We start from the raw sequence: 12,043 nt of genomic DNA on the forward strand, positions 1-12,043 counted from the left end.
GGGTGGGAGTCGGCGTGGTCGAGGGGGAGCAGGACAGCCGGGCCGCCTTGGACCTGCTCGCGTTGCCGCGGTAGTCGGTGACGACCGCGTAGTAGACGCCTGGGGCGCACGGCAGTGCGACGGTGACCCGCCCGTTGTGCCCTCTTCTGGAGGCACTCTTGACGACCGGGTCGGGACCGGCCTCGGCGCGCTTGACGCGGATGCGGACCAGCGCGGTGTCGCCACAGCCGAGCCGCGCGGCGGACGCCTGGATCTTCCCGGCGGCCGTGACGTAGGGAGCGGCCGCGTACACACGGCACGCCGCCTGCGGGGCCGTCGCGGCGTGGGCGGTGGTGACCGGCGCGCTGAGTGCCGCCAGGCTCCCGAGGCACGCGAGTACCCCTAGCGGTCTACGCATATCGGTTTCCTCCAGTTGGGTGGACGCTGGATGGATTCCGCATTCTGTCGGTGACAGACCGCTTCTGTCACGAAATTTCGGATATTTAATTGAGATACAGGTAAACCAGAGTGATCAGATAGGCGTCTGGGATCGTTCCCACCTTCCCACCTTCCCGCCTCCCCACCTCCCCGCCGCTCCGCGGGAAGGCGGGAAGGCGGGACGGCAGGGAAGCGGGGAGGCAGGCGGCGGTTCAGCAGCTGACGGGCTTCAGCCAGGAGCACTCGACGTCGGCGGAGTCCTGCTGCGCCTGGCGGAGCTGGACGTTCGCGACGTCGGCCGGGGCGGTCCGGCTGAACTGGGCGAGACGGATGGCGATCTTGTCCTCGATGTCCTTGGGAGAGCCGGACAGGAACTGGTTGAGCATGACGGAGAAGACCAGGGGCTCGTTGTCCGCACTGGTCACGTAGCCGGACAGGGACGTGACGCCGGTCAGCGACCCGGTCTTGGCGTGGACGTTCCCGGCGGCCGGGGTGCCGCGCATCCGGCTCCGCAGGGTGCCGCCGACCATCCGGTCGGGGTCACCGGCGATCGGCAGCGAGCCGTACCAGGTGGAGAACCAGGGCTTGGAGCGCAGCGCGAGCAGCAGGTCGGTGACGCCGCCGGGAGTGAGGCCGTCCGCCCGGGACAGGCCGGAGCCGTCCCGCATGCGCAGCGTCGGCATGCCGTTGGCCTGGGCGAAGGAGGTGACGGCGGCGAGCCCGGCGCTCCAGGTTCCGGCCCCGGAGACCTTGCGCCCGATCGACTTGGTCAGGATCTCGGCGTGCATGTTGTTGCTGAGCTTCATGAACGGCACGAGCAGCTCGCTCAGCGGCATCGAGTCGCGCGAGGCCACGGTGGTGGCCCCGGCAGGGGTCGCCTCGCGGGCCGTGGACCCCAGCACCCGCACGCCGTGCTTGGCCAGCGCCTTGCGGAAGAGCGAGGCGACGTATCCGGTGGGGTCGTCGACGGTGACCCACTCGTCGTAGCCGTCCGCCACGGTCCCGGTGATCAGCACGGTGTTGGTGCTGTGCTGGCGCTCGATCAGCACGTCGGTCTCGGCCCCGGTCGTCGCCCGGTTGACGATCTTCAGGTAGTCGGTCTCGGGGGTGGTGGAGACCTTGGCGGGCTTGCCCGCGGCGTCGCCGGGGGCCACCGAGACGACGACGGTCCCGGCGTCGTAGTCGGTGTCCGGCGAGGCGGTCAGCGCGGAGATCTGCGCCGAGTAGTAGTACGGCTCGTCGTCCCAGGCCCAGTCGGTGCCGAGCCGTACCGAGTCGAACCAGGTGTCGTCGGCGACCAGCTTGCCCGTGACCACCTTGATCCCCGAGGCGGCCACACGGGCGGCCAGCGCGTCGTAGTCGGCGGCGAGGAGGGTGGGGTCGCCGGTGCCCTTGAGGTAGAGGTTCCCGGCCAGGGCCGAGCCGGCGCGGCGGCCGGTGGACAGCACGCTCGTGGTGAAGCGGAAGTCCAGGCCGAGGGTGTCGGCCGCGGCGGCGGAGGTCACCAGCTTGGCGTTGGAGGCGGGGGTCAGGACCTTGCCCGAGTCCTGGGCGTAGAGCTCCTCGCCGGAGGTGGCGCTCTTGACCACCACTCCGGCTCGGGCGGGGGTCAGCCGGGCGTCGCTGAGGATCTGGTCGATGTCCTTGACCAGATCGGTGACGCCGGAGGCGGGTTCGACGGCGCTCGCCGGGGCCGAGGCCCAGGCGAGGCTGGCGAGTAGGAGGGCGGAGACGGAGATCGTAGTTCGTCGCGTGGGCCGCACGGTTGCTCCCGTTGCCTAGGTGTTTGCGGAGATCATGAGGAATCGCGGGCCACGTGACAATACGGAAATGTTCGTATCTTTCGGGCCTGCCGAGCGGTCGCTTGCTGCGATTGAATGTGCCCATGGTCACACCCGAGCCCGCTCCCGCCCTCGTCACCGTGCCGCGCGGAGTCCGCATCGGCTACGGCATCGGCTCAGTCTCCACCGCGACCTTCTCCACGGTCCCGGGATTGCTGCTGCTGTTCTACATGACCAACGTGCTCGCGGTTCCCGCCTGGATCGCCGGCCTCGTGGTCTTCCTCCCCAAGGTGTGGGACATGCTCATCAACCCCTGGGTGGGCCAGCGCTCCGACCGCACGGTCTCCCGGCTGGGCGCGCGCCGGCCGTGGATGCTCCTCGGCGCGCTCACCCTGCCCGTGGCGTTCGCGCTGACGTTCGCCGGGCCGCCGCTCACCGGTGTGCCGGCCGCGCTGTACGTCGCCGTCTGCTACTTCCTCACCGCGACCGCCTACGCCTTCTACGAGGTGCCCTACAAGGCCATGGCCGCCGAGATGACCGACGACTACCACGAACGCTCCTCGCTGCTGCAGTGGAAGATGGTCTTCGTCGGCCTGGCGATCCTGCTGTCGGGAGCCGGCGCCCCTGCCGTCGCGGGCACCGAGGCCGCCGGATACCGGACCATGGGCCTGCTCGTCGGTGCGGTGCTGCTGGTGTCCATGCTCGCCGCCTTCGCGGGTACGGCGCGCGCCCCGATGGTCGCCAGAGCCGAGGCGGAGCCGTCGATCCGGGCCCAGTTCGCGGCGGCCCGCTCCAGCGGGCCGTTCATGGTGCTGCTCGGCCTGAGCTGCGCGCAGATGTTCGCCGCGGGCATCCTGCTGGCGGGCGCGCCGTACTTCGCCGCCTACGTCCTGGGCGACCCGGGGATGACCACCACGCTCTTCCTGTGCATCGTCGGGCCGCTGCTGCTCACGATGCCGGCGTGGGTCTGGCTGTCCAGGCGCTACGAGAAGCGCGGGGCGATGATTCTCGGGGCGGCGCTGTTCGCGGCGGGCACGGCCGCGCTGGTCCTCGCCGGGGAGTTCGGGGCGGTGTACGCGCACGTGTGCGTGCTCGCCGTCGGCATCGGCTACGCCGGATTCCAACTGCTGCAGTTCTCCATGCTGTCGGACGTGATCGTCCATGACGCGCTGGTCACCGGCAAGCGCCGCGCCGGGGTGTTCACCGGTCTCTGGACGGCATGCGAGACCGTGGTCTTCGCCTTCGGCGCGCTGGTGCTCGGCTGGTTGCTCGGCGCGACCGGGTTCGTGGAGTCCGACCCCGGCACGCCCGTGGCGCAGCCCGAGGCGGCGGTCACGGCAGTGCTGTACGGCGGCGCGCTGCTGCCCGCGCTCCTCGCCGGGATCAGCGTCCTGCTGACGACGCGCTACCCCCTCACCGCGGCGAGCCTCGCGACCCCGGAGCCCCTCAGATCAGTTGAGGGGTGATCACCAGGAACATGCAGTCGCCGAAGGACAGGACGTCTCCCGGCCGGACCTTCGCCGGTCCGACCAGGCGCCAGTCGTTCAGCCGGGTGCCGTTGAGCGAGCCGAGGTCGACGACGATCCAGCAGTCCTCGTCGCGGCGGAGCTCGGCGTGCACCCGTGACACGGTCAGGTCGGCCAGGACCAGGTCGCAGGCCGAGCCGCGGCCGACCACGTAGCGGGTGCGGCTGTCGCCGGGCAGGGCGAGCCTGGGCAGCCTGGGCCGCCGCCAGGCGGACTCCACGCGCTTGGTGAAGTCGGAGGCCGAGGCGACGATATCGGTCACCATCCGGCGCATCCGGCCGCGCTGCGGCAGGTCGGCGACCAGGTCCTCAAGCTCGCCCTGGCTGCGCGCGCGCAGCGCCATGTCGACGCGGCCGAGGAAGGTGTCGTGCGACAGGCGGCCCTCGACGGCGCGGTCGCGGAGCTCGTTGATCGCACGATCGCGGTCCCCGTCGGACGCGCGGGACGGGGGAGGCGGCGAGCTCATCTCCCGAGTATCAGCCCCCGGGGCGGAACCTGTCCAGAATATGCGGATCTCTGGCCCGGCTTGCCGTGACCATACTGAGTATGCATACTCAGTATCCATGGCGATCCGACAAGGGCTCCTCGCCCTGCTGAGCCAGGGGCCCCGCTACGGCTACCAGTTGCGCGCCGAGTTCGAGGCGTCCACAGGGGCGACCTGGCCGCTCAACATCGGCCAGGTCTACACGACGCTCTCCCGCATGGAACGCGACGGCCTGGTGGCCCCCGGCGAGCAGGACGACCAGGGCCGGGTCGTCTACACGATCACCGAGGCCGGTCGGGCCGAGATGGAGCGATGGTTCGGCACCCCCGTCGCCCAGTCCGACCGGCCCCGGGACGAGCTGGTCATCAAGCTCGCGATGGCCGTCACCGCCGCCGCCGACGTGCGGCCCGTCATCCAGGCCCAGCGCGTCGCGACCATGCGCACGCTGCAGGAGCTCACCCGCGCCAAGCGCGCGAGCGTGGCAGGCCCCGCACAGCGGCTGGTGCTCGACTCGATGATCTTCCAGGCCGAGGCCGAGCAGCGCTGGCTCGACCACTGCGAGGCCGTGCTCACGGCCTCCCCCCAGACGCAGGAGAGACAAACATGAGTTTCGATCCGGTCGTACGGCTCGCGGGCGTCAGCCGCGTGCACGGTGACGGGCCGCAGGCCGTGGCGGCGCTGCGAGAGGTGAGCCTGGACGTCGCCGCCGGAGAGCTGGTGGCGGTGATGGGGCCGTCGGGCTCCGGCAAGTCCACTCTGCTCAACCTCGCCGGCGGCCTTGACCGGCCCACTTCGGGCGAGGTCGTCGTGGAGGGCAGGCCGCTGTCCGGCCTGTCGGCCGGAGACCTCGCCGGACTCCGCCGCCGCCACGTCGGCTACGTCTTCCAGGACCTCAACCTGATCCCGTCGCTGACCGCGGCGGAGAACGTCATGCTCCCGCGCGAGCTGGACGGGGTCAGGATGGGGCAGGCCCGCCGGGAGGCGATGGCCGCCCTTGAAGAGGTCGGCCTGGCCGAGGTCGCCGGGCGTTTCCCCGAGGAGATCTCCGGCGGCCAGCGCCAGCGGGTGGCGATCGCCCGCGCCCTGGTCGGCGAGCGGCGGCTGATCCTGGCCGACGAGCCCACCGGCGCCCTGGACACCCCGACCGGCGACGACGTCCTGCAGTTGCTGCGTGCCCGCTGCGACGCGGGGGCGGCGGCCCTGCTCGTCACCCACGAGCCGCGCTACGCCGGCTGGGCCGACCGGGTGGTCTTCCTGCGCGACGGCGCGATCGCCGACTCCACCCTTCCTCTGGAGAGCGCCCGATGAGCGAGCGGACGGACATGCGGAACACGCCGACGACCCATGGGCAACGAGACGGGAGGACGGCATGAGCGCCTTCCTCGCCGCGCTGCGGATCTCCCGCAGGGACGCCTGGCGGGCCAAGGGGCGCAGCGCCCTGATCATGGTGATGGTCGGCCTGCCCGTCCTCGTCATCACCGGACTGCTGACCTTCGCCGCGACCGAGGACCTCACCCCGCAGGAGCGCCTCACGTCGGAGATCGGAGCGGCCGACGCCCGTCTCCGGACGACATCGAACCGCGGCAAGCTGCACCAGAACTTTCAGGGAAAGTGCTGCCCATCCGATAACGGCCCTCCCTCCACGCGGCCGTGGACGGCTGCCGAGCTGGCGGAGCTCCTCGGCCCCGGCGCCCGGCTCCTTCCGATGAACGACGGCACCGTCGACTTCCGCAGTCCGGTCATGCGTGACCGCGTGGACGCGCACGAGCTGGACCTGCGAGACCCTCTGGCGGCGGGCACGTACCACCTGGTGGAGGGCCGTTTCCCGGTCTCGGACCAGGAGATCGCGGTGACCCCCGGGATGCTGGGGAAGGGGGCCCGCCTCGGCGCGCCGCTGGCCATCACACGGGAGGAGAGGCCGCTGCGGGTCGTCGGAGTGATCGAGCACCCGCACCGGACCAAGAGCCAGGAGATCATCGGGCTGCCCGGCACCCTGCTGTTCGACAAGCGGGACGGCTCCGGCAGCGGCTGGCTGGCCGACACCGCGGAGCCGGTCACGTGGGCCGTCGTCCAGCGGCTGAACGCCGTCGGGCTGCTGGTCCAGTCCCGTGCCGTCGTCGAGAATCCGCCCTCTCCGGCCGAGACCGGCGTGACCTACGGGTCCTCGTTCACCGTGGACAGAACGGTGCAGATCGCGCTCGCCGCGATCATGATCCTGCTGGAGGTGGTGCTGCTCGCCGGCCCCGCCTTCGCGGTCGGCCTGCGCCGCCGCCGCCGCGAACTCGCGCTCATCGCCGCCCAAGGGGGCTCCCCGGGACACCTGCAGATGATCGTCCTCGCCGACGGCGTCGTCCTCGGCGGCGGTGCGGCGGTGATCGGTCTGGTCCTCGGCGTCGGCCTGGCGTCGCTGTCGGCCGTGCTGGAGGCGGGCAGGTTGATCGGCGGGGTCGGCCCCCTGGAGATCCCCTGGGGGCTGGTCGTGACCGTCGCCCTGATCGGAGCGGGCAGCGGGCTGATCGCGGCCCTGGTGCCCGCCGTACAGGCGGCCCGGCAGGATGTGGTGGCGGTGCTCGGCGGGCGGGCGAGCGCGGTGCGTGACCGGGCCGGTCTCCCCGTGCTGGGTCTGATCCTGCTGCTCGCCGGGATCGTGGCCGCCGTGTTCGCCATCAGGATCGCCTACGTCTGGGTGCTCGCCGCCGCACTCCTCGCCCAGCTCGGGCTGGTCGCGTTGGCACCCAGACTGGTCAAGGTGGCCGCGCGGGCGGCAGCCCGGCTTCCGCTCCCGTTCCGGCTGGCCGCCCGTGACGCCTCCCGCCATCGCGGCCGTACGGCCTGCGCGGTCGCGGCCGTCATGACCGCCGTGACCGCGGTCGCCGCCGCGGGCATGGCGAGCAACAGCCGGTTCGCCGAGCGCCGGGACGCCTTCCAGGGGACCCTCCCCGCCGGGACCACGACGATCGAGGCCGATCGTCTTGACGACGCGGGGTGGGCCGGGCTGAGGGCCGCCGTCGAGCGAAAGCTGCCGGGGGTGCCGCTGATCGAGGGCGCCCAGGTCCTGGACGCCAAAAACGTCGCCGTCTACATGCACCTTCAGACCGTTCACGGGAACGGAGCGGGTTCCTCCCTCGATTTCTTCGGCGACCCGCCGATCGGCGACGAGCGCCTGCTCGCCCTCGTCCAGGGGCGGCGGGACCCGGTGGCGGCGGCCGCGCTCGCCTCGGGAAAGGCCGTGGTGTTCCATCCGCGCCTGGTACGAGACGGTCGGCTGAGCATGAGATTGACCCCACAGGGCGGGGTGTCCACGGCGGTTCGGGAGATAACGGTCCCCGCCGTCGTGGCCAGGGCCGCCGACCCCCGCTACGCCGTCGGGGTGGTGCCCACCGCCGCCATCCACGCGGCAGGGCTGAAGACGAGGCCCCACGACCTGTACATCGACCCGGCCTCCTACCGGCTCACCCCTCAGCAGGCGATGGGCCTGGAATGGGATCTCGGAGCGGGCATCGCCGACTTCCGTGTCTACGTTCGTGAAGGCTTCCAGAGGGACAACACCGTCATGATGTGGCTGCTCTTGGCGGCGGCGCTCGTCCTGGTGCTGGGCGGCACGTTCGCCGCCACCGGGCTCGCGGCGGCCGACATCCGGCCCGACCTCACGACGATGGCCGCCGTCGGAGCGCCGCCGGGCACACGCAGGCTGGTCGTCGCCGGGCAGGCCGGATTCATCGCGGGGCTCGGCGTCCTGATCGGCACGCCGGCCGGACTCCTCACCGGAACCGCCGCGCTCGTGCCCGGGGTAGGCCTCAAGAGGTTGACGGTCGAGGTTCCCTGGCTCTTCCTCGCGGAGGTGGTGATCGGTCTGCCGGTGCTGGCGGCGCTGGTGGCGGGGGCGTTCACCCGGACGAAGGTGACGCTGACCCGCCGGACCGGATAGCGGCCGTGGCGGAGGTGCTCACATCGGGTACGGCGGCCGGAGCGGCACGCCGCCGTACCCGCGCGGGTCCTCGCCCGCACCGCCCTCGCGGTGCGGGCTCTCCCCGCGCCGACGTACCCGTGCGGGCTCCCGCGCGCGGTGCGGGCCGGTTCAGCCGGTGACGTCGGCGCAGACCACGTGGGCGCAGAGCTCGACCATCCGCTGCTCGCTGCGCGCGTCGGCGACCCGGGCCATGAGGATCGGCGCCTCGCTCGCCGCGAGCTGCGGCAGCCGGGCGCGGACCCCGCGATGGATGTCCCTGACCACGTCCTCGGCGGCCGACATGTGCACCTTGACGTGCAGCATGATCCCCGGCGCGCCGGAGGAGGTGCGCGCCTCGGAGATCCACACGTGGTGGACGAGCGGGTAGTCGGCGAGCACGTGCGAGATCGCCACGCGCAGCGCGGGCAGGATCGGGTGCTCGCACCGCCGGTAGCCGGGGTCCACCATCTGCATCGGCCCCGACAGGTGGGGGCGGGGTGCGGGGATCCACGGCTGGGCGGGCGCGGTCGGCACGGAGGCCCGCTGCGGGCGCGTGGCCGGGAACTCCGGCGGACGCGCCACCGGGGTCTCCGGCGGGCGCGTGACCGGGAACTCCGGCCGACGCGCCACCGGGGTCTCCGGCGGACGTGCCGCCGGGAACTCCGGCTGGTGCGTCACCGGGGGAGTCTGCGGGCGCGAGACCGTGGCCATCGCCCCGGTCGCGTACGCGGTCAGGGCCACGCCCGACAGCGCCGGTGTGGGGCCGGTGCGGGTCGACTGCAGGTAGCGCTGGAGGTCCTCGATGGGGACGGCGGCCGCCGCCGGTCCCGCCGCGTCGATCACGATTTCCCGCACACCGGTGACGCGCTGGATGTCGAGGATGGTGTCGGCGTCGCAGGCCGACAACGAGTGGCTGCCACGGTGCCGTGCGTAGGTGCTCGCGGAGGTGTATCCGAGCAGCACCCGGTCACCCGCCTGCGTCGTGCCGAGCACGACGGAGCGGTCCGGTCGCACGGCAACCAGGAGTCCCCATTCGGCGAGCGCCGTCAGCAGGCGGTGCGGGCCGCCGTGCTGCGCGAGCACATCGCCGAGAGCGGGGTTCCCGATGCTCATATGAGGAACGATAGGTAGGGGACCACGGCTTATGAGGGTAATCGTGAACTTTTGCCAGTAGCAATACCAAGTTGAATTTTCTGCGCATGGATGCGTCAGGGATGGGTAGCCCCGGTCGCCCGTCTCGGATCGCGGGACACTCGTGAACGCGTTCACAAGCGCCGATAGACTACGTGAGGTCCGTGCAGCTCCTCCACGTCTCAAAGGATCTAGCCTGTGAACAAGCCCGTCGTACTGGTCGCCGAGGAACTCTCCGAGGCCGGTCTCGCGGTCCTGGGCGCGGACTTCGAAGTCCGCCACACCGATGGCGCCGACCGCGCCCAGTTCCTGCCCGCACTCGCCGACGTCGACGCGCTCATCGTGCGCAGCGCCACGCAGGTGGACGCCGAAGCCGTCGCCGCCGCGCCCAAGCTCCGGGTCGTCGCCCGGGCCGGCGTCGGTCTGGACAACGTGGACGTGGAGGCCGCCACCAAGGCCGGTGTCATGGTCGTCAACGCGCCCACCTCCAACATCACCAGCGCAGCCGAGCACACCGTCGCGCTGATCCTCGCCTCCGCCCGCAACGTCGCCCAGGCGCACTCCGCGCTCAAGGGCGGCGAGTGGAAGCGCTCGAAGTACACCGGCGTGGAACTCGACGAGAAGGTCGTCGCGATCCTCGGCCTCGGCAAGATCGGCCAGCTCGTCGCCCAGCGGCTGCAGCCGTTCGGCGTCGAGCTGATCGCCTACGACCCCTACCTGCAGCCGGCCCGCGCCGCGCAGATGGGCGTCCGCCTGGTGTCGCTGGAGGAGGCCCTGCGCGAGGCCGACTTCATCACCGTGCACCTGCCCAAGTCCAAGGAGACCGTCGGGCTCATCGGCGACAAGGAGCTCCACACGGTCAAGCCGTCGGTGCGCCTGATCAACGTCGCCCGCGGCGGCATCATCGACGAGAATGCGCTCTACTCGGCGATCAAGGAAGGTCGCGTCGCCGGAGCCGGCATCGACGTCTTCCCCAAGGAGCCCGTCACCGACAGCCCGCTGTTCGAGCTGGACCAGGTCGTCGTCACCCCGCACCTGGGCGCCTCCACCCACGAGGCTCAGGAGAAGGCCGGCACCCAGGTCGCGCGGAGCGTGAAGCTCGCCCTCGCCGGCGAGTTCGTGCCGGACGCGGTCAACGTCCAGGGCGGCGCCGTCGCCGAGGACGTCAAGCCGGGACTGCCGCTGGCCGAGAAGCTCGGCCGGGTGTTCACCGCCCTGGCCGGCGAGGTCGCCACCAGGCTCGACGTCGAGGTCCGCGGCGAGATCGCCTCCCAGGACGTCCGCGTGCTGGAGCTGGCCGCGCTCAAGGGCATCTTCACCGACGTGGTCGAGGACTCCGTCACCTACGTCAACGCCCCGCTCCTGGCCAAGGACCGCGGCGTGACCGTCGAGCTGGTCACCAGCTCCGAGAGCCCCGACTGGCGCAACGTCGTCACCGTCCGCGGCGTCCTCGCCGACGGCCGCACGGTCTCGGTCTCCGGCACCCTGTCGGGCCCGCGCCAGATCACGAAGATCGTCGAGGTCAACGGCTACCAGATGGAGATCGAGCCGACCGACCACCTGTCGTTCTTCACCTACACCGACCGTCCCGGCGTCGTCGGCGTCGTCGGCCGCATCCTCGGCGACCACGGCATCAACATCGCCTCGATGCAGGTGGCCCGCGACGTCAAGGGCGGCAAGGCCCTCATCGCGCTGACCGTCGACACCGGCATCCCGGCCGACGTCATCGACCAGATCGGCACCGAGATCGGCGCCGACAGCGGCCGCTCGGTCGACCTGGCCGACTAGCCCGTCCCCACCGAACGGCTGCCGCCCCGGCTGACGGGGCGGCAGCCGTTCGGCGTCTCAGCATGTGAGAAGTGTGTACGGCGGGCGAGACGGCATTCCTACGGGCGGGTAACCTGGCATGAAATGCGCCAGGTTCTCGTACTCGTCACCTGCCGCGGCGAGGCCTGACAGGACAGGCCGGCAGCTCGCCGGCCGTACGTCCCCGTCGGCGGTCCGTGACCCGGACCCGTGACACTCAGGCCCGGTCCGGATCCGTGACCGGAATCCAGACCATCTCCCCTGCTCGCATGCGACCGAGATGAGAATCGCCATGTATGACATGTATCCCTGGAACCGTTCCGAAGAGACCGAGGACGAGGCCGCCGCCGCGCTCCAGACCGCGCTGGACCGTCGCGACAACGGGGGCGCTCCCACCCGCTGAGCCCCGTCCTGCGGCGTCCCCGGTGCTCAGGCGGTGGCCTGGAGCATCGTGGGGGCGGGCTCGGCCGCGCGCTTGGCCTGCTCGACGGAGAGCTTGACGCCCGCGCGGTCGGGGCGGACGCCGCCGACGAAGCTGCTGCGGCGCCAGGCGTTGAGCTTCTCCTCCTTGACCACGTCGCCGCTCTGCGGGGCGTGCACCATGTAGCCGGGCTTGCTGATCATGCCGACGTGGCCGAGGCCGTGGAAGAAGACCAGGTCGCCGGGCTTGAGGTTCTTCCAGGCGACCTTCTTGGAGAACGCGCCGTACTGGTCGGCGGCGACGCGGGGCAGCTTGATCCCGGCGGCCCCGTAGGCGCGGAGCATCAGGCCGGAGCAGTCGAAGCCGCCGCGGCCGGTGCCGCCCCAGACGTACGGGGTGCCGCGCTGGGCCATGGCCCACTTCAGGGCCTTCTTCCAGGCGGGCTTGGGGGCCTGCTTGGTGAGGATTTCTTTGAGTTTGGGGCCGGTGAGCGTCACGACCTCGGGCGAGGCCGAGGACGAGGGTGAG

At 71.5% G+C, this 12,043-nt stretch carries 10 protein-coding genes; 5 read left to right on the plus strand and 5 right to left on the minus strand.

The genetic code is table 11. The features are described 5' to 3' along the window. Together CA984_RS37605 and dacB are read right to left on the minus strand one after the other, a co-directional pair. Positions 1 to 397, minus strand: a 397-nt coding sequence (locus CA984_RS37605) for a hypothetical protein (RefSeq protein ID WP_133061893.1), incomplete at its 3' end; no start/stop codon positions are given. Between the two features lie 232 nt (positions 398 to 629). Beyond that, a complete protein-coding gene (gene dacB, locus CA984_RS37610) occupies positions 630 to 2,180 on the minus strand; it encodes a D-alanyl-D-alanine carboxypeptidase/D-alanyl-D-alanine endopeptidase (RefSeq protein WP_086578161.1) in 1,551 nt (516 codons plus the stop codon). 122 nt (positions 2,181 to 2,302) lie between these two features. On the opposite strand from dacB, the gene CA984_RS37615 reads away from it, so the two are divergent. Then, positions 2,303 to 3,664: an MFS transporter gene (locus CA984_RS37615; RefSeq protein ID WP_165781552.1), complete on the plus strand. Its 1,362-nt coding sequence runs from the start codon at positions 2,303 to 2,305 to the stop codon at positions 3,662 to 3,664. On the opposite strand, the gene CA984_RS37620 is transcribed toward CA984_RS37615, so the two are convergent. Next, positions 3,645 to 4,190, minus strand: coding sequence for a DUF1707 and FHA domain-containing protein (locus tag CA984_RS37620; protein WP_086578163.1), 546 nt, complete (start codon positions 4,188 to 4,190; stop codon positions 3,645 to 3,647). The two genes, CA984_RS37615 and CA984_RS37620, sit on opposite strands and share 20 nt — an antisense overlap. 97 nt (positions 4,191 to 4,287) lie before the next feature. Between CA984_RS37620 and CA984_RS37625 the strand changes: the two genes are divergently transcribed. The 3 genes from CA984_RS37625 to CA984_RS37635 all read left to right on the plus strand — a co-directional run bounded on the left by CA984_RS37625 (position 4,288) and on the right by CA984_RS37635 (position 8,136). Then, on the plus strand, positions 4,288 to 4,815 hold the full coding sequence (locus CA984_RS37625; RefSeq protein ID WP_086578164.1) for a PadR family transcriptional regulator: 528 nt from the start codon (positions 4,288 to 4,290) through the stop codon (positions 4,813 to 4,815). Further along, a complete protein-coding gene (locus tag CA984_RS37630) occupies positions 4,812 to 5,516 on the plus strand; it encodes an ABC transporter ATP-binding protein (protein ID WP_086578165.1) in 705 nt (234 codons plus the stop codon). Before CA984_RS37625 ends, CA984_RS37630 begins: the two co-directional genes overlap by 4 nt. A 61-nt stretch (positions 5,517 to 5,577) precedes the next feature. Further along, positions 5,578 to 8,136 (plus strand): ABC transporter permease, encoded by a 2,559-nt coding sequence (locus CA984_RS37635; protein ID WP_086578166.1) that lies wholly within the window; start codon positions 5,578 to 5,580, stop codon positions 8,134 to 8,136. Between the two features lie 150 nt (positions 8,137 to 8,286). Here the strand turns inward: CA984_RS37635 and CA984_RS37640 are convergent, their stop codons facing one another. Further along, positions 8,287 to 9,270 carry a hypothetical protein gene (locus CA984_RS37640; RefSeq protein ID WP_086578167.1) on the minus strand — a complete coding sequence of 328 codons (984 nt, stop codon included), beginning with the start codon at positions 9,268 to 9,270 and terminating at the stop codon, positions 8,287 to 8,289. A gap of 216 nt (positions 9,271 to 9,486) precedes the next feature. On the opposite strand from CA984_RS37640, the gene serA reads away from it, so the two are divergent. Next, on the plus strand, positions 9,487 to 11,076 hold the full coding sequence (gene serA / locus CA984_RS37645) for a phosphoglycerate dehydrogenase (RefSeq protein WP_086578168.1): 1,590 nt from the start codon (positions 9,487 to 9,489) through the stop codon (positions 11,074 to 11,076). A 447-nt stretch (positions 11,077 to 11,523) separates the two neighbouring features. Here serA and CA984_RS37650 read toward each other — a convergent pair. Next, positions 11,524 to 12,043, minus strand: a 520-nt coding sequence (locus CA984_RS37650) for a C40 family peptidase (RefSeq protein WP_108724675.1), incomplete at its 5' end; no start/stop codon positions are given.

The sequence above is a fragment of the Streptosporangium minutum genome (assembly GCF_002149035.1).
Lineage (GTDB): Bacteria > Actinomycetota > Actinomycetes > Streptosporangiales > Streptosporangiaceae > Streptosporangium > Streptosporangium minutum.